This window comes from Nitrosomonas sp., assembly GCA_031316255.1.
Lineage (GTDB): Bacteria > Pseudomonadota > Gammaproteobacteria > Burkholderiales > Nitrosomonadaceae > Nitrosomonas.
Map to the genome: position 1 here is coordinate 2,176,923 of JALDQW010000001.1, position 23,410 is coordinate 2,200,332.

Consider the following 23,410-nt stretch of genomic DNA (forward strand, 5'->3'; position numbering starts at 1 on the left):
TTTTAAAAAATTCTTCGTAACCAAAGTATAGCCAACAGAATAAGTACTAAACTGGGCGCGAGCGCTACGAAGGCGGGTTCCAGGCGTAATAATAAGCCCGCATTGGCAAAAATCTGATCAAGCAAATACACTGCAACGCCTATCAGGGCGGCCAGTACCAGTTTATTGGCCAGGCCCGAGCGAATCGATCCAAAAATAAACGGAATTGAAAGCATTAACATTGCAATAGTGAGCAGTGCGCTGCCTGCTTTGCGCCATAAGGCAAGTGCATAGGAATCGGCATCCTGTCCGGTGCTGCGCAGAAAATCCACATGGCGAACGAGTTCCACTGGCGAAAGACTCTCTGGCGGTTTTGTAAGCGTTGCGATGTCTTCAGGATTCAAGAAGGAATTCCAGCTCAGCGTTTTAGCGCGCTTTAACTCGATATCATTTTCGGTGAACTTTCGTATGACCACATTCGTCAAGATCCATGCATCGTTACTGCGAATATCGGCGAATTGCGCGTGTATATGTGCCAACAAGAAGCCTGATTGATCAAGATGTAAAATTTCAATATCTGATGCTCTTTTGGCGTGCAGCATGTATCCAATTCGCAGGATGTTTTGCTCGTTGCGCGTCCAGATACCGAGTCCTTTGCCCAATTCAGCCGTTTGATTCAAAGCGACAGCCCGGTTTGAAATGGCTTTTTGTTGCAGTTGTGGCGCGACAAACTGTTCAAGTCCCGCAATCAATAGAATGAGTGCAATGCCAACTGCGACCGGCGCTAAACTGATTTGTAATGGAGAGATTCCGGCGGCACGCATCGCGATCAACTCGGAATTTACTGCCAAGGTTCCAAGCGCGGCAACGGTGCCCAGTAAGGCAATAAAAGGTGCAATTTGGATAAAACGGCGCGGTAACAATGATGAAGTATATAAAAAAGCGTCAATCGTCCGATAGGTTCCTTTGCCGACATCATCCAGTTGATCCAACAGGTCAAAGAAGCTGAACAAAGGCAATAAAACAGCTGTGGCGATCACTAAGCCAATCAGCACCTGAATTGAAATGTAACGAAAAATAAGCATTACCGAAGGGAAAATAATTTCTGACCAGGTTTTAGCGCATATAACAGCAACAAGGTGAATATGGTGAGATAAAGCCACCAGACGCCCGGCATGGTGCCAACAACCCCTTGCTCAACCCAGTTCTTGGCCAGACCGCTCAGATTGTAATAGACCGCAAAAACAATTGCGGCAAGCAGGTATGTTTTTGTGGCCTTGTCCTGACGCGGCGCCGTTTGAATAAATGTTACCGCGACCAGGGCCATTAATATCGTTGAAATTGGGCGCGAAAGCCGCCATTGCAGCTCGGCAATTTCCCAAGGTTCCTCGGATTCCCAAAGCGTTCTTGTGGGCGCAGCTTTCCGCCGGTATCTGAGTGCGAGTTCACTGTCTGTAAAATAAGTCAGCTTTTCAAACGCTATCGTGTCATCCCGGGATGCGGTATGTGTCAATTGATAAATATAGCCATTTGATAACTGTATATTGGGCCGTTCATTTTGGGTGGCGGGCTGAACTTGTATCGCTTCTTCGGCGATAATGATTTCACTGGCCTCAGGTGTCTTGATATAGTGAAAGATATTGTTCATTTGCTTGTTGGCATCATCTTTACTCTTCACATAAACAACTCTGCCGCTGCGTTCACTGCCATAAAACCGCCCAGCCTGAAAGCGGTTGGTGTTGAGTTCGGCTTCCGCTTGCGCATCAAGAATATAGCTTTCTGAATAAGCCCATGGCCGGACATAACCGGAAAGCATTCCGCTGATAATGCCAACCGGTATGGCAACCATTAAAACAGTGAAGACGATGCGTTTGCCGCTGATACCGTTAGAACGTAATACATTGAGTTCATGATCCTTATTTAATCTGCCCAGACCGCTGATTATGGCAATATAAAGGGCTACAGGGATCAGCACCTCCAATGCGATGAGTGTTTTTAGCATGACCAGCTTGAACAGTGCGCCCAATCCCAATGTTTCAGTAACTGCGCCCGCTAAAAAGCGTGCACTGCTGAAACTTGCGAATAAACCCACAAGAATCAGGATAACGACAATAAAGGGAATGGCCAGTTCACGGGTAATATACCGCTCAATAATTTTCATGTACAAATCCTGTCAGAAATAAAGCGGTATCCCATTGGATAAGCAACCATGAAAAATCAATTGAGCGGTTTCCGGCGTTTATAGAAAGGAACGGGCGCCTTGTTGAGTATGGATTCGGCGAGTAACAAATCTTCAACTTTGTCAACATCAATACCTGCGCGTGCTTCGGGCAGTAAAATGGCTTTTACGTGAACGCCTGATTTGGTTGCCAGGATGTTGAGGGCTTTTTCCAGCGACAAGCGTCTGAAGAGATAAGACAATACAATATCAGGGCCAACAATTTGTGAAATCAATCGCCATGGTTTTTTGCGCATACCTTCAACCTGTTGCCAGAACGTAACGAGTGCACGTCCGCCTGGTTTGAATGTGAACAAGTTGCAGCCACAGAATCCGCCGTCACGCAACCGGAAGACTGTTCGTTTTGAATCTGGAAATGACGCAGTCATTTGTTTTTCTGTAACGATGCCAACGGTTGCGTCGCTATCGGTAATTAACGACTCGGTTAAAAAATTTTGAACGATATGAGGCGTCAGTAATGCGTGGTCGGCTGTTGTCAACAGAACAGGCATGTCATCAGGCAGATGATGCAATCCCTGCTCGGCGCTGCGGCCCGGTGTATCCATGTTGGGAAGCCACTTTACTTCGCCCGATTCAATTCGCTTTTTTAAAGGAGGGCAGTCATCCAGTCTGGAACGGGGTGGGCCGCATAATACAATGGAGCCAACCAAATTACTGGCAGCAAGTGAATCCAGAACGCGAATAATCATGGGTGTTCCCCCTACCGGTGCAAAAGCCTTGCAGGCTGCGCCGGTGTGCAGTGTAATTGGATCGTTTGTCGTCCGGTCCGCGGCCAGTACCAATGCGGCAAATTTTTGGTGCGTTGTTTCCTGTTGATTGCTCACAGCGTTTTCCCATATATACGGTAACGTTTGTATTCCTTACTGCCTAGATTTTTCAGAATATTGCGCATAGGCATGTTATCTTCAAGTATCCATGACAATTCTACGCCACTTATGCCGTGTTCAAGTCCGATTTTCTTGGGTGCTTCAATCACCCTGCAGGCCAGCGCCATACCCAAAGGTGTATTATGGAATTGTCGGCGAACGCCCATCAACGGAATGCGAGCGGTATGAATTTCATGCTTTTTAAGTTTTCTGACCAGTTTCAGCCAGCCTAAGGGAAACAGGCGGCCATTAAGCTTCGCAAACACTTCATTCAGATTCGGTAATGCCGCCATGAATGCTGCAGGGTATCCATCGACTTCTGCTATCTGGATGTATTCATCTGGTACCAGATATTTGAGACTGCTACCCAGTTCAGCAAACTCTGCTTCGGTAAAGGGGACAAATCCCCAGTTTTCAGACCAGGCATCGTTAAAAATATCGCGCAGCACTTCCATTTCTTCGGCAAACTGTTTGCGCTTTATTGTTCTGATATGAATTTGATCGGCATGGCGTTTAATGAGTTGCTGCATAACGCGTGGTGCTTCAAAATCTACCGCTATCCAGTAGGCGAGCAGGTCTTTGACAGGTTGATAACCCTGTTCCTCGAGCAATCTTGGATACCAGCGTGCGGTATGCGGCATCATGACAACAGGCGGTGTTTCAAATCCATCAATTAAAATACCGCATTCCTGATTGATCGACAAGTTGAATGGCCCGGTGATTTGACGCGTTTGTCTGGCGGCAAGCCAGGACTCGGCATGCAATATTAATGCGTTGCAGACTTTGTCGTCATCAACGCATTCAAATAAGCCAAAATGGCCCGTATCGTTGCCATACCGTTCTCGATGCAGGGTATCGATTTGTGCGCTGATTCTTCCGACTGGTTGATTATTCTGGTATGCAACCCAGGCCTGCCATTCGCTATGTTGCAGGAAGGGATTGTATTTGGAAAAATGAAAACGCCGTTCCAGGCGCAATGGTGGCACCCACATCGGATCATCGGTATAGATATGCCATGGAACATCAATAAAATCACTCATATCGCGGTATGACATTACCGGACGCACTGTCAATGTAGAAGCGATAGTTTGTTTATCTGGTTTAATCATGGCTATATTCTGCGGTTCTGTGATTTATATTGGGAGAATTCTTGTATATTCCGAGGAGATATTATGAAGAATTGGTTCTGGAAGCAATGCTTTTCAGCAAAAAACGCGAATATAATCCCGATCGCCAATAATTCCGACCGGTTCTACAAACGGTTTTTTAAATGTCTTTATGGGGATGTTTTGGAGAATGAATGCCTGAAGAAGGATTTTTTGAAGAATTCCTGGCCAGGTAAATGTCGCAGGAATTCTTCATTAATATTCTGATTTCTGATTAATAATATAATCAGGTTGTTTTTGCGGAAGGCACCCCAATTGTTGTCGTGTCTGTCTGATCCGAAGGTACTGTTGCTACCGTTTTTTCCTGTACTTCAGATAATGGTGAGTGTGGCTCGGTTTTTTTAGGTTGATCATCCTGTGTTTCATCGTCGTCACTATTGGGTTTTACGTCAAACCAGCGATACAGCGTGGGTAAAACAACCAGTGTCAATAACGTTGATGTGATCAATCCGCCTATCACAACAATCGCCAGTGGCCGCTGTACTTCTGAGCCCGGGCCAGTAGCAAACAAAAAGGGCACCAACCCGAGCATGGCGACTGTTGCAGTCATCAAAACGGGACGGAAACGTTGTTCGCACCCGCGTATGACCGAAGTCGACACATCAACGCCTTGCTCACGCTGGTCGCGGATAAATGAAATCAGTACAACGCCATTTAAAACGGCGATTCCCCATAAGGCAATAAAGCCCACCGAAGCGGGGACTGATAAGTATTCTCCAGAAATAAATAGACCTGTGATTCCTCCAATTGAAGCGAAAGGAAGCACCATGATAATCAGTGAAGCCAATTTGACCGAATTAAACAACATGAACAATAAAAAGAAAATGGCTGCGATGGTTAATGGCACGATAACGGAAAGCGTGGCCATGGCGCGCTCCATATTCTCAAACTGGCCGCCCCATTCAAAGTAATAACCTTCCGGCAGTTTCATTTCTTCCGCTACCCGCTGTTGTATTTCCTCTACAAATCCTCCCATGTCACGCTCATGAACATTGGCGCCAACCACAACACGGCGCTTGGAAAATTCGCGATTAATTTGTGCCGGGCCGTCAACGACCCGGATATCAGCAACGGATTCAAGGGGAATCAGTGCGCCGCCGGGAACCTTGCCGCCATTTGAACCAGGGAGTTTTTCTGGGGTACGCAATAACAGATCTTTAATTGCATCAACATTGTCACGAAATTCCAGTGGTAGACGCATAACCAGTTCAAATCGCCGCTCGTTCTCGAAAACAGTCGAAACTACTTTGCCACCAACGGTCCGGATCAAATCATTGACATCTTCAACATTGATTCCGTATCGCGCAATGGCATCACGGTTAATATCAATCACCAGGGTTTGCTGTCCCGATAACGGTTGTACCCGGATATCCCGGGCACCTCTGACTGTTCTGATTATCCGCGCCAGTTGCTCAGACAATAGTCGCAATTGCTCCAGGTCGTCGCCGAAAATTTTTACAGCAACCTGAGAACGTTCGCCTGTAATCATTTCGTCAACACGTTGCGCGATCGGCTGAGAAATGGCGATGCTGACACCGGGCAAGGTTGACAACACTTTACGGATGTCTTCATCCACTTCTTCCTGAGTTCGTCCCGATTCCGGATCCAGCGCGACAATAGGATCTGATTCATGCGGTCCTGCGGGATCGGATGGCTCTTTGCCACGCCCGAGTCTGGAAACCGCGCTTTCGACCCCGGGTACAGAAGCAATTCGCTTCATCGCTTCAAATTCTATTTTTATCGAATTTTCCAATGAAATTGACGGTGCCCTGATAATCACAGGCGTCAATGCACCTTCTTTTAATATTGGAATAAAGGATGTACCCAAAAACGGAAACAGCATAAAGGAAGAAATCAGCAAGCCAACTGCAACCAAGATAGTTGTTTTTTCATGAGCCAGTGCTTTATTCAATAGGCTCTGATACCGCTTTTTGAGATATGCAATAACCGGCGTGTCATGATTGGCGCCGCCCTTAAGGCCATAAGCACAAAGCACTGGAGATAGCGTTAGCGAGACGATTAATGAAACCGCCAAAGCAATGGCAATGGTATAGGCCAGTGGGCTGAACGTTTTGCCTTCCATGCCTTCCAAGGTCATCAAAGGTAAAAATACCAGTATGATAATACAGATGCCGAAAATCAGAGGAGTTCCGATTTCCTGCACGGCATCACGTATAACTATTAACTTTTCTTTTAAGGAATTACCAGCATGTCCCAATCGATGGTAAACATTTTCCACCACCACGACGGTCGTATCCACAATGAGGCCGATGGCAATTGCCAGCCCCCCCAATGACATCAGATTGGCCGAAATACCCTGCTGATTCATAATGATAAAGGTAATCAGCGGTGCGATAATCAATGTTGCCACAACTATCACGCTGGAACGCACATCGCCCAGGAAAATAAACAAGACGATAATGACCAGAATAATACCTTCGATCAATACCTTGGTTACCGTCCATAGTGCAGCATCAACCAAATCAGATCGATCGTAAAAAGGGACAATTTGCAGGCCACCGGGTAACAGGTTCTGTTCATTTATTTCAATGACCTTTTCCTGAACTTTCGCCACAATCTCCTTGGCGTTGCCGCCCATTAACATCATGACAATACCACCCGCTGATTCTGTGTATCCGCCTTTGATCAATGCGCCTTGACGCACGGGCCCGCCAAATTCCACTTCGGCGACATCGCGCACAAATACGGGAATGCCATCAATTTCCTTGAGCACAATGTTCCTGATGTCATTAAGAGTCGAGATCAATCCATTTGTTCGTATCAGGTATTGCTCAGCGTGCAATTCCAGGATATTTCCACTGGCATTAGCGTTATTATGCTCGAGCGCTTGATCGACTTGTGACAGTGTCAGATCATAATGACGCAATCTTTCCGGGTTGACCAATACTTGGTACTGTTTTTCATAACCGCCGAGTGAATTTATTCCGGCAACACCCGGAATTGAGCGCAGCATGGGACGTACTACCCAGTCCTGAATCGTGCGGCGCTCCATCAATTCTTCCACGGTTAATTCGCGCTTACCGTCATCAGGATGATCCAATGTATACTGATATATTTCGCCCAGTCCTGTGGTTACCGGACCCAATTCCGTAACTACACCACGTGGTAGTTGATCTACGACACCGATGTAACGCTCCATCACGAGTTGCCGGGCAAAATAGACATCGGTTTCATCGGTAAATACCAACGTGATAATGGTTAAACCGCTTTTGTTGAGAGAGCGCATCTCTATCAGGCCGGGCAGGCCAGTCATGGCAATTTCTACCGGAATTGTTATCAGACGCTCAATCTCTTCAGCACTACGCCCTTCAACGCGTGCGGCTACGATAACCTGAACATTGGTGACATCCGGAAACGCATCGACTGAAAGTTTAGTGGCAGCCCGTAAACCAAAAGCAAGCAGAATGAGTGCAATAATAACGACAAGAAGCCGCTGCCTGAGCATGACTTGTACAATGGATGACAACATGAGTTATTCCTTTCTCTCGAGCTTGCGTTCGCTATCTATATGGAAAGCGCCATCGATTACAATATGTTGTCCGACTGAGAGTCCCGATATGACAGGACGTAAATTGCCTATCTCAGGCCCCAATTCTACCGGTATACGTAAATAAGTGTAGTTGCCTTTGTCTAGATATACATAATCTTTGTTTAATTCACGCACGATAGCAGATTCAGGTAGTACAAGTTGTTCTTGCGGAGTTTCTATGATGCGCATAGATGCCAGCATGGCGGGTTTAAGTCTGCGGTCTGGATTTTCAACGACTGTTCGTACCATCACTGTTCTTGTTTGGGGATTGACCGTGTCGGAGACATAAATAATCAAACCGTCTAACGTAATATTTCCAAGAGCAGGCACCTGAATTTCAACATGCTGGCCAGCCATCACATTACTGGCAATATGTTCGGGTACATCGCCAACCGCCCAAACAGTCGATAGATCAGCGACTTTAAACAATTGATCGGATGGTTGCACCACCTGACCGGCTACTACGTTACGTTCAATGATAGTGCCACTTTTAGGAGATGAGATACCGACAGAGGGGAGTATTTGTCCACGCCTGACCAAATCATCGACTGCGTTTTTATATACACCCAGTAAACGTAATTGATCTTTTGCCGCGCTGAGCTCAGCCCTTGAGACCTGTAATTCGGCTTCTCTGCGCTGTAGTTCTGCTGCACCAATCACGTCTGCGTCAAGTAGCAGTTTTGCACGCTTTGTCGCGCGTTCATTTAAAGCTGTCATAGAATGAGCACGAAGATACGCTAACTGCGCTGTAGTTAGTTCAGGACTGGAAATTTTAGCGAGAGTCGTGCCGGCGTCAACGTGATCGCCTAATTCAACGTTTACTTCGACTATGCGCCCTGTGACGTTTGCACCGACACGGATCAATTGCTGTTCATTGACTTGGATCTGACTGGGTACCTGAATTTTATCCGCCAGACTAATCAGTCTGAGTGTGTCAGCTTTAATACCCTCCGCCATTTCAGAGCTGAGTGTAATGATGTTTGAATTGATTAACTCATTGGCATCAGTCAATTTAGCCGATTCTTTGTTTTCCTGGTCGCTTGTGTTTTCTCCATTGGTGCAGGCTATAGTAAGAAGAACGATGATCAGGAAGCAGAAGTTAATGCGGATTGAGAATTTCATTCGATGATATGCTCCTTGGGATAATGGGCGCGTAGTCGATCTATTTCTGCGGCTGCAGACTGTAATTCAAAGCGAGCCTGAAGCAGCTCAGCAAGCACGCCGCGCAGGACACGTTGTGTATCCAGTACCTCGATAAAACCACGTTCACCAAGGCGATAAGCTGTTTGTGCAATATTAAGCGCCAATTGCGCCTCTGTGACGATGCCACCTTCAAACATTTCGACTCTGCGCCGGGCGATTTCTTTGGCTTGCCAGGCTGATTCAAGTTGTTGACCAATTTCAAAACGGCGATATGTCAGCGTGTCACGAATACGGGCCGAGTCGTAAATGGCGTTATCAATCTCGCCACGACGTCTATAAAATAAAGGAATTTCCAGATTTACACCTGCCACATTGGTGGAAAACTGGGCGTCCTGATAATTTTCATACAAAATATTTACGCGAGGCAAAACTGATGCCTTTTCCTGATCAATGCGCAGATTAGCGCTGTTTTGTTCGGCTTCAAGGCGCAAAATATCCGGGTTCAATGCAACAACTTCTTGCCGTAATTCTTCTAACGAAGGAAAATTAACTCTGTCTTCTAGCGATGCATCAATTTCAAAACTACTTTGCAATGCGCCAGCGGCCAGCTGTATCAAAGCCACCCGTGCGCGCTTTGCATTTAACAAGGCTGCTTCCATACGGTTTTCAGCACTCAGTACTTCGGTATCCGCCCGAATTAATTCAAAGCGGGCGGTTTCGCCTACTTCCACACTCACTTTAATACGCCGTTGTATTTCTTTCATGAGGTCATAAATGCTGGTTTCCATTTGCGCCTGTTCCTGGCGCAACAGTAATTCGTAGGCGCGAACTTTTAATTGTGCGGCAAGATCGGCACGTACTTGGTCCAAGTTGGCCTGTCTTGCCTCAACACGTGCTTCAGCTGAGTCAATGCGGGCGGAACGAAAAAAAGGATTTTCGATGGGTTGACTTACGTTTACTTCACGATAGTCATTAGATGGGCCAGTTATCGATGGAGGTAATCGCTTACTTTGAGGTCCGATTTTGAAGGAGACATTGGGATTGGGAAAAGCACTGGCCGCTACCACATCCGCCTCAGCCATTTCAATTTGCGAACGTGCTGCATGCACCATACCATTTGCTTGCAAACCCAGGATTTGTAGTTCCTTGATGGTCAGTTTTGAAGATCCTTGCGCCGATAGTAACGTCGAATGAAAAATAAAAAAAAGAATAAAAAATAGATACCGCAATGAAAAGGTCTGCATAGTCTGCGTAAGGCCTTTATGAAAAATGCAAAAATTATAGAGAATGGTTAAAAGATAATGTAGTTTGTTTTTCAAACATTAGTCGTAACATGATATAGGAATATCAAATTTCATCAATGCCAAATTAAAATCATTTTTTCATTTTTATTTTAAATATAAAATCCTTCTGTCTAATTCTGAACTCATTTTATACCGGCAAAATGATAATTACGAATTACCCTTATGATTGGTTGGATATAGAGTAACGGAGAAACCTGAATGGTGCCTGAACAGTAATGCTCGTATTCGGAAGAAGGTTTTCCATAAATGACTATTTCTCATGTGTGATGTATGTGTGTTTTATAAAATTAGTTATTTTACGAGAAACATTTGTGGGTCGTTTAACAATATTTCTAATCAATTGAAAAAGCGGATAATCGGCGATGTCAAATAATCGGTGTTTGCAGACCATTTCAAGTGTATGAACCCCTTCGCCGGTTATGTTTCCGGTTTCGGCCCTGGCCAGCATGCGGCCGAGCGTATGATGATGGGAATCCTCGCTGGTGGCTGTGGTGATGAGATCTCCCAAACCTGCAAGGTGATAGGAACTGTTTTCCTTCCCGCCCATGTGATGCGCAATCTGACTCAGTTCACGTAGTGCGGCTGTGCTGAGAAAACCACGCATATTGTCACCCAATTGCAATTCATCAGCCATGCCAAAAATCATGGCGTAGACATTTTTCAGAATAACAGACCAGCTGATTCCGGGAATGTCATCAGAGTGTTCAATAAAAAGATGGGTATGTTGAAAACAGCAATGGATTTTGTTATAAACGGAATGGTTTAAACAGCCAAGCTGGGCAAAGGCATAGCGTCCCGCGCAAATCTCTTCAGAGATCATGGGGCCATAGAGCAGCGCATAGGCATTTTTTGGATTGAGAACATCTTCGAAAATTTGTGCGGCTGTTTGCCCTGCTTCATCGAGACCCTTGGCAATACTGATACAGATGCTTGATTTCTTGAGCAAGGGTGCGATATGTGTCACGATTTCCCGGTGCGGGTTAACCGGCAGGCAAAAAATAACAACATCTGCATCCGGAACTGCTTTTTCCAGAATGGCGGATTGGAAACCGGATTGGGGATACTTTTCCCAGATATCCAGGTGCTGGCGGGCCGAGAGTAAATGTTCCATCGCATGACCCATTTCACCATACCCCAGAATTAATACGCTGAGTCGTTCTGATTTTTCTGTCATTGTAAAAATCCCATTATTTCGCTGACAGCATTATCATCTCATAAAGTATTCTTGAATGGGGGTGTTGTTAAAGGCCGATTCAGATGGAAAGAGTACGGGTACTCTTTCAGACTATTCTGATGCGAGGTCTGAAATATATACTGTTGCAGAATCAGGTTCCAGCCGTATACCGGAACCTGATTCTGTAAGCTTTTTTGGGTTGTTATTCCAGATAGTCTTCAAACGGCAGCAAAGGCTCTGCTGAACCTTCAGCGCCAACCGCTGGAATCACCAGTATTTCATCGGCTGCCAGCTTCTCACTCAGTTCACTCGTTGCTTCAATACTATGATTGTCGCCCACATGGCCATGTGGAACAAACAACTCAGGATGATCGAATGGTGCTTTTTGATAGCGTACACGCTCATCGGTTAAACTTTTTAAAAAATTCAGCAGATCTTCCAGTCGTTGTGGTTCCAGCAAACGGGGTTGCACAAAAAACTTACCAAATTCTATCGTGTCGAGATGAAAATTTCCGCCACGGGCATAAAACTCAATCACCTGTCTGAGCGTTGCCATACCGCCATTATGCATATAAGGTCCGGTCAGTTCGATATTTCTGAGTGTTGGTGTTTTAAATGTACCTTGGGTTGCACTCAAAAACCGCCTTCTGTCGGGTTTTTGTAATTCTGCAAGTGCTGCTTCAACGGTTGGAACAAATGTTGCAGGCGCGTTAAAACAATCCACAGTATCATGTTCCTGCGGTTGAACACCGTCTGCACGCGTAAAAATCAGCGGATGTGGACCGTCAATATCCAGTGCGATAGGAAACTCCAGATCACAAGGACGTATATCCGCCACATACGGGTCTACAACACCGGTTTCACTACCAACGAGCAACTGCATGTACTGGTCGGCGAAAGATAACGGATTGCCGAATGGATCGAAACCGCCCAGACCGGGATCGTTTTTCTCCGGCGTCACGCCTGTACTGGCAAAACCAACATCTTGAAACATGAATCCACCATTTAAAGGCAATAGCGTCACTACATCGGTTACACTGACCCGGGTAGTTTCATTGCCGAATGCTTCTGGATGAATTTTTTGTATGAAAGCGTTGGTTTCGATTGCAGATGACGTAAAATTCGGGCCGACATGGCACAAAGCGCAATGTGAATCGCGAAAAATTTCCATGCCGCGCTGCGCCGATTCGCTCAGATCAATGGGCGTCCCGTGTTCATTTCTGGCGCTGCGATCAAACGGTGAATCATCGGAAATCAGTGTTGATTGATACATTTGCAGTGCCAATCCGAAAAACATCGCAAAATTGGCTTCCATCTGTGAATAAGGTAAACGAGCCATTTGTGAACCCGGTGGCGGAGAACCGAACCGGTCACGGCGAGTATACGACCAGTATTTTGGATTGAATGCTTCGGTAACTAATCGGTAATAGCGGGTTTCTAATCCTTTTCTTAGCGTACCTTCGGTACTGTACGCGAGATCTCCGAGCACGCTGTCGTTCCAGTGTACATTCTGGTGCTCGAGCGGTATACGGTAAAACAGTTTACGCCCGAGGTCGGCAAAGGTTCGATTTTCACAGGACATTTCAAAACCATCCATCGGAGGGCCTACTGACTGTGAAGCCAGTGATGAATTGATTAATCGTAAACGTTGCTTGGTCACCGTTCCATCCGAATTTTTTACCCAGATTCCGGCATTGGGATCGCGATCTCCCCAAGGACTGCTGCCGTTGAATATATTATTGGCGCGCCCATCCCAGAAATTGCGGAAATTAAAAGCAGCATTGATGACGGTTGGTGTATTACGCGGTTCGACCTTGCGCGTGCCTTTGGCGCCAACATGAAAAACCGGATCGATGCTGCGGTCGCAGTTGTCATTGACGTCATGGAACCAGCTGGTATCGAGATAGTTTCCGCCAAAAGTCCCTGCCGAGGAAACGACATCGTCACTATTGTATGTAATTGGGCTGCGAGGATCTACAGGATCCTCGAGATCAAAAAACGGGAAATCAACTTTTTTCAAAGTCGCATTGGGTCCGCGCAGGGATCCATTTTTACCGAATGAAAATTCGGCGGGTAACTCGCTATTCCTGCCGATTGGCGCAAGCTGGTTCTTGGTGCGCCGGTCAGCGCCGGCATGAAAATGACACGTGGCGCAGGCTACGCCGTCGCTGCCGACATTCATGTCCCAAAATAACGCCTTGCCGAGAATAATCGCTTTTTCCTGATCAACAATAATCGGATCGGGGCCATCAAGAAGTCCTGGAACTTCTGGTGCGGGCGCGCCTTTCAACGATACCGGTAACGGACCAAAGCCGCCGGCCGACAGCAGTGATGCGGTATAAAAGGTTAGTAATGATATGACGGCCAGATCGGCGGTAATTTTCTTTATAGCAATAAACACAGTTCTTCCTCTTTATTCATCGTTGCGAAATCAGGTCTCTCAAATCACGTTTTATCGTTTACGTTGATTTCACAAACTGGTTTGTTCGCGTTCGTAATATGCATTATTCGTCGAGATAAAATTCAAACGGTTGCAGCGGTTCGCTCGAACCTCCGGCGCCAACGGCTGGGATCACCAGTATTTCATCTGCTGCAAGGATGGGGTTAAATAGGTTAGGTAGGGTTATTAATACGTTATCCCCAACATGGCCATTTGAAACAAACAACTCGGGATGATCGAATGGCGCTTTCTGATACCGTACGCGTTCATCAGTCAAGCTTTTTAAAAAATTGAGCAAATCTTCCAGTCGTTGAGGATCCAATAAGGGCGGTTGGTTAAAAATCTTTATTAATTCTATGGTATCTATTTCAAAGTTACCGCCACGGGCATAAAACTCGATGACTTGCCCAAGCGTCGCCATACTCCCGTTATGCATATAAGGCCCGGTGAGTTCTATATTTCTCAATGTGGGCACCTTAAAAGAGCCTCTGGCTGCACTGAGAAACCGTCGCCTGTCCGGGTTACTCAGCTCTGCCCGGGCTGTTTCAGCGGTCGGAATATAGGTTGCGAGCGGATTCAAGCAATCAACTGTGCTCTGTGTTTGCGGTTGTATATCGTCAGTCTGTGTAAAAAAGAATGGATGCGGTTGATCCAGATCTGCGCTTGCAATGGAAAAATCCATATCACAAGGGCGCACGTCTGCTACATAAGGATCAACTACGCCTGCTTCATTACCTGCGAGTAGCTGCATATACTGATCGGCGAATGATAGCGGATTGCCGAATGGATCGAATCCGCCCAGACCCCAATCATTATCCTTCGGTGTTACACCTGTACCGGCAAATCCAACATCTTCAAACATGCCGCCACCTGTTGCAGAGATAACAGTAACAACATCAGTGACGCTGGCCCGGGGGATTTTTTGACCGAAATTACTGGGTTCTATTTGTTGCAAAATACCGTTTGTTACAACCGCAGAAGACGTCAAATTCGGCCCGAAATGACACATTGCGCAATGTGCTTCAATGAATATATCCATGCCGCGTCTTGCCGACTCACTCATCGTAATCAGATTTTCGTGATCGTCTTCGTCCAGCGCGGCTCGTAATTGATCATTATCCAGGTCGGAATCCTTGTCACGCTCATCGTGTTCTTCGTGCTCATCGAAAAGGGTCCGATCGAACGGCGAATCATCCGATATCAGTGTTGACATATACGCTTGCAGCGCCAAACCGAAAAACATTGAAAAATTAGCTTCCATCTGCGAATAAGGCCAAAGGGGCGCTTCAGCGCTCGGCGGTGGCGAACCGAATTTGCCGCGTCTGATATGCGACCAGTATTTGGGATTGAACGCTTCCATAACTAATCGATAATAACGGGTATTCAATCCGCTCATTAGCTCACCTTCGGTGCTGAATGCTAAATCACCCAGGACGCTATCGTTCCAATGGACTCTTTGGTGTTCAAGGGGTTGGCGGTAAAGCAGCTTGCGGCCAAGTTCGGGAAATGTCCGTTTTTTACAGGACATTTCAATGTCGTCCATTGGCGGCCCAACTGCCTGGGAAGCCAAAGCCGAATTGATTAATCTCAAACGCTGCTTGGTGATCGATCCATTTTGGTTTTTCACCCAGACACCGGCATCGGGATCGCGATCTCCCCACGGGTTGCTGCCATTGAAAACATTGTTGGCCCGGCCGTCCCAGAAGTTGCGAAAATTAAACACCGCATTGATCACGGTCGGTGTATTCCGTGGTGTAACCTTGCGCGTACCTTTGGCGCCAACGTGAAAAACCGGATCAGCACTTTGATCACAATCGTCGCTTGCCGTGAAAAACATGTTGGATTTCCGGTAGATGCCGCCAAATGAGCCCGCAGATGCAACAATGTCGTCGCTATGGTATGTAATATCACTGTCAGGATCCGCAGCGTTCGCGCGATCAAAAAATGGAAAGTCGTTTTTTGTTAAAGTGGCGTTAGGTCCACGCAGGGACCCATCTTTTCCGAATGAAAATTCTGGAGATAACGCGCTGTTTCTGCCGATCGGCGCAAGTTGATTTTTAGTGCGCCGGTCAGCGCCGGCATGAAAATGACAGGTGGCGCATGCAACGCCGTCACTGCCGACATTCATGTCCCAGAATAATGCTTTGCCAAGAATAATGGCTTTTTCCTGGTTAACGATAATGGGATCGGGACCATCAAACAGTCCCGGGACTTCAGGAACGGGTGCATTCTTTAATGAAAAGGGAAGTGGGCCGAGACCGTCGGCCAGTAGTGCGGTATTGTAACAAAGGGTGAGGAAAAGTAATTGGGTTAGATTAATAATTTTTATCCTATTAATTTTCATTATCTTGCTCCATGCAAATATCAGCGTTTCCAGCCGATATCTAAATTTTTGCCAAGCATGCGGTTGCAACCACGGTTATTATGGTTGCGACTACGATGATGGTATTGCTTGTTTAACAATGCAGAATGCTTGCCATCATTGATGAACCGGTAGTCAGTCATCGGAGTTGTCAATGCTCGGTGAGTTAATATGTAATCAGAGTTTCCATCAAGTGACTGGAATCAAACTCGGTTTTCTCCGCTACATGGCAGAGTGAACGTTTGTAAAAAAATGCGCCGGTAAAGAAAATTACTGTTGAGATCGTTCCAGCCACAGTTTTTACACGATATATTTTTTGTTTATTAATATTTTTCACCTAAAAAATATAGTTTTCACTGGAAGCATGATGCTTTCCGCTGATTTGTTGTGTGACTATGAAATATATTCAGGAAATGCGTCCGGAATGATTAATATGAGACCGGCCTGATACTTATTGCACACCGGTTCACTTATTCCCCGTCATTCGCGGGAGGCAGCCCGGCCATCTCTCGTTATAAAAAGATCCGCTGGCTTTCCGAGCTTGCTTTACAGCAAGGGTGGTTTTTTACTGATCTAAGATTATCTTGAAAAAATAACAAAAACAATGTGACATATTGTCGCATTGTTTACTGTTTTGAAGATACCAATGGTTGCATGTATTGCCCAAACAGAAAAGGGCGCTGTAACACGCCCTTTTCTGTTTCTTGCCCTGCCGTCTGACTAAGCCGGCATCATATCGAATTCTTTGCGCGGCTGATTTCTCAGGCGCCAGCCAACGAAGCCGAGACCTGCCACCAGCATCGCCCAGGTTTGCGCTTCAGGCACTGCGCTGACTACCAGATCATATCCAGTGGTTGTTGCGGTGCCATCCGTGCCACCAACATATACGGTATACCAGCCTGCGGCAAGGTTGTTGAAATCAAGCGTTGCCGAATGTGCGCTGGTGTTGCCGGTAACACCTGTTTCAAATACATTGGTTATACTGACGTCATGCGTTCCGGCCAGAATCGTTTCACCCCAACCGGTGCCGGATGTAAAGTTGACATTCGGGTTGGATACCGCATAACCCAGAGTTTCAGCCATATTGCCAAGTCCGCCGGACATCCATTGAGTTCCGTTGTCTCCCAGAGGACCGCTGACATTAAAGGAATGTGGCATGGTAAAGCCGGCTGTACTCAAGCAGCAAAAACCTGGCTCTGTACCACCATCAAACTCGGTTGCGCCCGATGCCCATACGGCAAAACCAGGAGCAAAATCGCCAGCACCATTAACCGTGACACTGACATTGCCGGCGTCATGATTCATAAACGTGAACCATTGACCTGTATGTGCCCAGGCTGAATTATTCAACGCAGGATTGGTTGTCATACTGTTTGGTGTTGCTACAGCGTTCGAAGCTGAGATGGTGTTTCCCGGATGCAGATGATTCGTCCCGCTCCAGGTCTGAAAGTCTACTGCTCCGGCTGCAAAGGCGTTGGCGCCAAATAATGTGGCAATGGCAACTACCGAAGCTTTTACAGCAACCTTTGTTGATTTAGAATGTTTTCTCGTAAACAATTTTCTCTCCTTGTTAAGATAAAGTGATTGCTAATAGAATGAGCGTCATTGCCGAACCTGTGTACTGGATCGGTGCGACACCAAGCTTACGAATGATGATCTGAAATGCCCTGAAAATGTATTCGTAATACTTTATCTCAGCTACTCCCCATCATCCATGGGAGACAACCCGGCCATCTCGATATGGAATGGAGATCCGTGGCTTTCCGGACTTGCTTTGCAGCAAGGGTGGCTTTTACTTATTGGGTCAATTATCCAGAAAAAGAAACACTAAACAATGTGACAAATTGCCGCACTTGACAATTTGTTACCTTGTTTCAGTTAATTTATGCTCAAGAATGCTGCGGTGTTTTCGTTACGTCTGGTTATTGCCAACGCCCTGAATTTAATAGCGCCGGTCGGCCTGATCGAATCAGAGCATTGGCTTTAATAACAGTAGGTTATGCTAAGCTGTTGGCGGCTAAGCGGCGGCGATTTGCCGTTACACTCACCAGACCGAGACCGACTAGCAACATTGCATAAAATTCAGGTTCAGGAACAACGGAAACCATCCCTTCAACACCATATGCAGACCACGGTGCTACTTGGTCCGAATAATCCGTGCCGCCGACAAAAATCGAGTAGTCGCCAGCGGTTAAATGAAAGGTTTGAGAAACATGATTGTCTGCGACGCCGTCACCGCCAGGAACAACGCCGAAGCCATAATCAACGCTGCCATCGTAAGCTGAACCAACATAAGTGAAGACTGTGGCAGGATCATTGGCGTCGTTGGTTATACGCCAGGTATCGAGTGTCCTGAACGCGCCTTCGGTAAAAGCACCGCCAGAATCAGCATCCCGTAAAGCAATTGATCCAGCACTGTTGTCATAATCAGCACCCAGCGGGGCTAAATGTGCCAGACCGCTATAGAGCGAAAAGCCAGGATTGAGGCCGCCGAGTACGTCTGTTCCGGATGCCTGGTCCGAAAATGAGATGGTAACATCGGCTTCATTGTCGAGATGGAACCGATAGGCACGCAAACGGTGTGAATCGCCCCAATCGGCATCGGTTCCGTCAATCCAGCCGTGTCTGCCGGTAACCGCCTGCCCACCGATTGTCAGTGATTGTGCGGTTGCGCCAGTGAATGAACCAAAATCGCGGCCACCATAACCGATGTGCGCCATTGCCTGCATTGCAATCATGCCTGTAAGCAATATCGCAGAATTAATTATTTTTTTTATCAACTTTTTCTTCATACTATCAACTCCGATTTATTGATTTAGAATTAAGCAAGCGATTTACGCTTTCATTTCCTTTGCGTGGCCACGCAGGTGGAGTATTGAACACCTCCGTCCAAGATTCAATGTGACAAAATGCCGCAGGATGGCGGTTGACGCAATAAAGATTCGATATCGTTTTTTTTGTTGACTATACTTCAAGAGAAATTAATCCAATGAGATCAGATTGTTAAAATGATGGGTTGGCGAGTGCCTAACCAGTATCGGGTGTTGTCAATCTGAATCAGTTAATGTGTAAATAGTGTACTGATAAGTTGGTTGCTATATTTATCATGAGATGCGCAGTTTTTTTGGTATAGTTTTGCAGCGACAGTGTTTTTCTGGTCAATAAATCAATGCACTATCATTCTATATTTTGTATCAACTTCAAACTTCTTGTGACCGGATTAATCATTTCTATTATTTTATTGAGCTGTTATGCGTTTTTTGATTTCATTCGGTATCTGCTGCATCCTTTTGGTTTCAGACATCCATGCCGCCATTATGCCCGAGCACATCGCAGTGATTGTCAATCAGAATGATGCGGAGAGTCAGGAGATCGCCCGTTATTACCAGCAAAAACGCAACATACCGGAAAAAAATATGATACGAATGGAATTTCCGGTTACTGGTTCGATGGGCAGTCATTTATTTAATTTGTTAAGACAACAAATTTATGCGCGAACACCTGAACAGGTACAGTTTTATGTACTTGCCTGGTCAAAACCCTATAAAGTCGCTTGTATGTCAATCACCAGCGCCATGACATTTGGATTTGACAGAAAGTATTGCGCGCATGGTTGTTTGCCAACTCAATCCAGTGCGTATTTCAACTCATATTCTTCCTTCCCGTTTAATGACTTTAAAATACGTCCGACCATGATGCTCGCGGGCAGCAGCGTGCGGAAGATAAAAACAATGATTGATCGCGGCGTACAATCAGACGGTACCTTTCCTGAAGGCACTGCTTATTTGGTGAGTACGTCAGATCCAGCACGGAATGTTCGCTCGAAGGTCTATAAAACGGTTAAGCAGGTTTTTTCGAATCGGGTCAATATTCAAACCGTTCAAGCCGATGCACTTGAGGGAAAGCAAGATGTACTGTTTTACTTTACCGGGAAAGCTTGGGTTGACGGGTTGGATACAAATCGCTTTCTACCTGGAGCGATTGCCGATCACTTGACTTCCTTAGGCGGCGACTTGTTTGGCGACCAGCAGATGAGTATTCTGAAATGGCTTAACGCAGGTGCGACGGCCAGTTATGGAACTGTTGTCGAGCCTTGCGCTTTTCCGCAAAAATTTCCGCAACCGGGAATTGTCATTGATCGATACACACGGGGAGAATCCTTGATTGAAGCCTACTGGAAAAGTGTGGCCTGGCCAGGACAGGGGGTGTTTGTCGGTGAGCCGATGGCCGCACCGTTTTATGGCAAACCAGTCGAGTGATCGTCTCTACGGCTCATAAATGTGTTACAGGTTACTTCATATTTCACAAGAGACGCTGTACGGTGCAAGAAGGAATGCAAGTAAAATATGTAATGGTTTATAGGTGCAACTGTATTCGTATAACCGGTTTTCCTGTTGAATAGCTTTTTTACCCGCGTCATGATGGATTGTGTACGGAATAACGTGTCGAAGCGACCAGTCTGCTGACGATTGTTTTAAGGATTGTAGAAAGGTTTGTTTGAGTCGTGCCGGATTATCTGTTAGGGTGATCATTGAAGTCGGTCTTCAGGTTAGCGGGTTTACTGTTAACAATCTCATTAAATTTTCAATAAAACAAAGGAATTATGCATGTATAGCAGATGGATTCAAAGTATCTTTGCAGCGTGTTTCTTAGGTATACTTTGCTTGATGCCGGCAGTGGCTCAGGATCAGCCGAGTGCCGAAGCGGCTAAATTGACCTACGGCGATGAAGAACTCAGGTCTTTTATTTTCGCTAACGCAGGCCTTTACCAGGTACAGCAACAGGCTATGACCCATATGAAAGCTGCGGAATCCGATCAACAGAAACAAGAGATTATGGACGCGGCTAATCAACAGATGCTGCAAGTGCTTGAGCAGGTCGGATTCACGCCGGATAGCTACAATGCCATGGGGCAAACCATACAATCCGATGTTCAATTGCAGGAGAAAGTCCGTGCAATTGCCACAGAACTCGCCCAGCAAGAAGCGCCGCAATAACGTTGTGGTCGCCTACAATTTTATAAATTATCGGGTTGTTGCATATTAGATAGATGACTGTTCGATAAATAATGTGGGGCGTTAAGCGTCTCTGATTGTGCAGTAACTCAATTGGAGTAAAATTATGAATCCCGATGCACAGGCAGCCATATCCTGCTTCATTTGCTTCGTCTTTCTATTTCCGTTTTTTTTCGTTGGCAAGTGTCTATAGTCTGGTAGCTGAAAATGAAGTCTGTCAAAAATTTTTCCGTAATTTTGATGTCGGTTTTGCGCGTGAACTGTGAATGGGCCAGTGGGAAAAATCACTTATTTCTTCACGCATCTGCGTTAGTCTCTATCCGTACAATGGCAAATGAATACATAAATCCATGTAATTCAGGAGGTAATGACAATGAATAAGAGTAACCAAAAAATATTAGACTTTTCTTGGGGGATGCAGGCGTATGCGGCTTGTCTGTTTCTTGTTTTTGCAGCGTTAATTTGGAATCCTGTTCAGGCGGGTATGGAGAATCCGGATACCGGGGAAACTTGTCAGGGTATCGATTGCGCTGGATTCAATGACACTGCCGGGTCAAATACGGGTTCAACTTCCGGCTCAAATTCCGGGGCAGCTTCCGGTTCAAACTCCGCAGCATCCGGCACTACAATCGATCTAAAGGTTGTTGATTGCGATGCTACGCAATCAAAAGATATTAATGCTGTCGCCTGGAATATTGTGGATGACTGGGCGAACTTTGAAAAATCGGTTGAAGCGGATACAGGCACGAATCTGGGAAACTGTACAAAAAACCGGTTTTCGAAGAACGGGAAGGTAAAATGCATGTCATCAGATAAAAATGATCTTATGGGTTGGTCTTCACCTTTGAACAGGAAAATTAAGATTTATCCTAAATTTCTTAATAAAATAGCGATATTGCCCCAGGCAGATCGACGCGCCTGCTATGCGGCGCTCATGGGGCATGAATTTGCACACAGTTGCGATCTGGGCGAAGACGGCGCCGAAGCCCGCGAAGATGCCGCATTTAATTACTGGAAGAACCGGTTCGCAGCCACATCGGATACCCTGAGTATGCAAACAAATTGCGGACTGGACTGAATTTGACGATCTCCCTCTTTTCTGGGATGCGCAGTATTTAATGTTTGGAACTGGGTCCCTGCGGTTCAAGGTCTATGCTGAAAAGTTTGTTCCGTAGTGCGTCCGTGTATGTTATCTGGGTTGGCAATTTACAGCATCCATGACTTGATTGAACGGTTTGTTGTGATAAAAGTTATGAATATTGTTGGCAATCTGATTGAGCAGGCGTTGGCGGGATTCCCGGCTGGCCCAGGCAACATGCGGTGTAATAATCAGATTCGAATGTTGATACTGCAGCAGTGCACTTTCATTTGTGGGCGGTTCTTTGGGCAGCACATCCAATGCAGCGCCGGCAATACAGCCTGAAGACAGGGCATGCAACAAATCTGTTTCGTTAACAACTGCGCCACGTGCGGTATTGATGAGATATGCTGACGGTTTCATCAGGTTCAGTTCTCGCAGGCCGATCAGATCGCGGGTTTCGTCTAAAAGCGGACAATGTAGCGTTACAAAATCCGCTTGCAGCAGCAGATCATCAAAGGCTGTTCTGCCAGGGCGCGGCGGCCTGTCTTTATGTTCGGCAACGAGTACGTGCATGCCAAACGCTTTGGCGACTTCCGAAACTGCATGGCCTAATTCACCATAACCGATAATGCCCAGTATTTTGCCGGATAATTCTTCGATGCCGTAATCCAGTGGACAAAAATGCCGGCTGGCCTGCCATCGCCCGTTTTTGACCAGTTGCCGGTAATCTTCAAAGTTGCGTGAAAGATTCAGCATCAGCATGAATACATGCTGTACAACCGAGGGCGTTGCATAGCCTCGAACGTTGCTGACAGGAATATTGCGTTCGGCTGCCGTTACCAAATCGATATTGTTATAGCCGGTTGCGGCAATACAGATCAGTTTCAATCGGTGTGCGGATTTGATAATTTCACGATTCAATGAAAATTTGTTACACACGACCACTTCCGCATCTTTTATCCGCTCTGCCACCTGATCGGGATCGGTTTCGGCATGAAATTGCCACGGTGAGATGGCCTGTTCCAGGGCGGCGCAATCCATGTCGCCACGGGTTACGGAGCCGAAATCAAGGAAAACAGCGCTCATTTTAG

At 46.2% G+C, this 23,410-nt stretch carries 17 protein-coding genes and 2 riboswitches; of the genes, 3 read left to right on the top strand and 14 right to left on the bottom strand.

From position 1 onward, the window contains the following. Nucleotides 1-2: 2 nt before the first annotated feature. The 13 genes from lptG to MRK00_09685 form a co-directional block, all read right to left on the bottom strand. The gene (lptG, locus tag MRK00_09625) at nt 3-1,064 is read right to left on the bottom strand and encodes an LPS export ABC transporter permease LptG (GenBank protein MDR4517626.1); all 1,062 of its coding nucleotides are present in this window, start codon (nt 1,062-1,064) and stop codon (nt 3-5) included. Beyond that, nucleotides 1,064-2,140, bottom strand: a complete 1,077-nt coding sequence (gene lptF, locus MRK00_09630; GenBank protein ID MDR4517627.1) for an LPS export ABC transporter permease LptF — start codon at nt 2,138-2,140, stop codon at nt 1,064-1,066. Before lptF ends, lptG begins: the two co-directional genes overlap by 1 nt. A gap of 56 nt (nt 2,141-2,196) precedes the next feature. After that, a complete protein-coding gene (locus MRK00_09635; GenBank protein MDR4517628.1) occupies nt 2,197-3,042 on the bottom strand; it encodes a nucleotidyltransferase family protein in 846 nt (281 codons plus the stop codon). Beyond that, nucleotides 3,039-4,193: an N-acetyltransferase gene (locus MRK00_09640; GenBank protein MDR4517629.1), complete on the bottom strand. Its 1,155-nt coding sequence runs from the start codon at nt 4,191-4,193 to the stop codon at nt 3,039-3,041. Before MRK00_09640 ends, MRK00_09635 begins: the two co-directional genes overlap by 4 nt. Before the next feature lie 283 nt (nt 4,194-4,476). After that, the gene (locus MRK00_09645) at nt 4,477-7,740 is read right to left on the bottom strand and encodes a CusA/CzcA family heavy metal efflux RND transporter (protein ID MDR4517630.1); all 3,264 of its coding nucleotides are present in this window, start codon (nt 7,738-7,740) and stop codon (nt 4,477-4,479) included. A 3-nt stretch (nt 7,741-7,743) separates the two neighbouring features. Next, nucleotides 7,744-8,922, bottom strand: a complete 1,179-nt coding sequence (locus tag MRK00_09650) for an efflux RND transporter periplasmic adaptor subunit (GenBank protein MDR4517631.1) — start codon at nt 8,920-8,922, stop codon at nt 7,744-7,746. Next, a complete protein-coding gene (locus MRK00_09655; protein MDR4517632.1) occupies nt 8,919-10,187 on the bottom strand; it encodes a TolC family protein in 1,269 nt (422 codons plus the stop codon). The genes MRK00_09650 and MRK00_09655 overlap by 4 nt, the downstream gene beginning before the upstream one ends. 310 nt (nt 10,188-10,497) lie before the next feature. Then, nucleotides 10,498-11,421: a hypothetical protein gene (locus MRK00_09660; protein ID MDR4517633.1), complete on the bottom strand. Its 924-nt coding sequence runs from the start codon at nt 11,419-11,421 to the stop codon at nt 10,498-10,500. Between the two features lie 202 nt (nt 11,422-11,623). Continuing rightward, nucleotides 11,624-13,822 (bottom strand): cytochrome-c peroxidase, encoded by a 2,199-nt coding sequence (locus MRK00_09665; GenBank protein MDR4517634.1) that lies wholly within the window; start codon nt 13,820-13,822, stop codon nt 11,624-11,626. Between the two features lie 103 nt (nt 13,823-13,925). Beyond that, nucleotides 13,926-16,205 carry a cytochrome-c peroxidase gene (locus MRK00_09670; GenBank protein MDR4517635.1) on the bottom strand — a complete coding sequence of 760 codons (2,280 nt, stop codon included), beginning with the start codon at nt 16,203-16,205 and terminating at the stop codon, nt 13,926-13,928. A 20-nt stretch (nt 16,206-16,225) separates the two neighbouring features. Then, nucleotides 16,226-16,366, bottom strand: a complete 141-nt coding sequence (locus MRK00_09675) for a hypothetical protein (protein ID MDR4517636.1) — start codon at nt 16,364-16,366, stop codon at nt 16,226-16,228. Nucleotides 16,367-16,712: 346 nt separating this feature from the next. Beyond that, nucleotides 16,713-16,795: riboswitch (cyclic di-GMP riboswitch) on the bottom strand. A gap of 148 nt (nt 16,796-16,943) precedes the next feature. Then, nucleotides 16,944-17,780, bottom strand: a complete 837-nt coding sequence (locus tag MRK00_09680) for a pyruvate-binding protein (protein ID MDR4517637.1) — start codon at nt 17,778-17,780, stop codon at nt 16,944-16,946. 160 nt (nt 17,781-17,940) lie between these two features. Beyond that, nucleotides 17,941-18,023, bottom strand: a riboswitch (cyclic di-GMP riboswitch). Between the two features lie 197 nt (nt 18,024-18,220). After that, a complete protein-coding gene (locus MRK00_09685; protein ID MDR4517638.1) occupies nt 18,221-19,015 on the bottom strand; it encodes an FxDxF family PEP-CTERM protein in 795 nt (264 codons plus the stop codon). 459 nt (nt 19,016-19,474) lie between these two features. Here MRK00_09685 and MRK00_09690 point away from each other — a divergent pair, with 459 nt between their 5' ends. The 3 genes from MRK00_09690 to MRK00_09700 all read left to right on the top strand — a co-directional run bounded on the left by MRK00_09690 (nt 19,475) and on the right by MRK00_09700 (nt 22,316). Continuing rightward, the gene (locus MRK00_09690; GenBank protein ID MDR4517639.1) at nt 19,475-20,482 is read left to right on the top strand and encodes a TIGR03790 family protein; all 1,008 of its coding nucleotides are present in this window, start codon (nt 19,475-19,477) and stop codon (nt 20,480-20,482) included. 348 nt (nt 20,483-20,830) lie between these two features. Then, nucleotides 20,831-21,220 (top strand): DUF4168 domain-containing protein, encoded by a 390-nt coding sequence (locus MRK00_09695; GenBank protein ID MDR4517640.1) that lies wholly within the window; start codon nt 20,831-20,833, stop codon nt 21,218-21,220. A gap of 391 nt (nt 21,221-21,611) precedes the next feature. Then, nucleotides 21,612-22,316 (top strand): hypothetical protein, encoded by a 705-nt coding sequence (locus tag MRK00_09700; GenBank protein MDR4517641.1) that lies wholly within the window; start codon nt 21,612-21,614, stop codon nt 22,314-22,316. Nucleotides 22,317-22,427: 111 nt separating this feature from the next. On the opposite strand, the gene MRK00_09705 is transcribed toward MRK00_09700, so the two are convergent. Continuing rightward, nucleotides 22,428-23,405, bottom strand: coding sequence for a 2-hydroxyacid dehydrogenase (locus tag MRK00_09705; GenBank protein MDR4517642.1), 978 nt, complete (start codon nt 23,403-23,405; stop codon nt 22,428-22,430). Between the last annotated feature and the right edge of the window lie 5 nt (nt 23,406-23,410).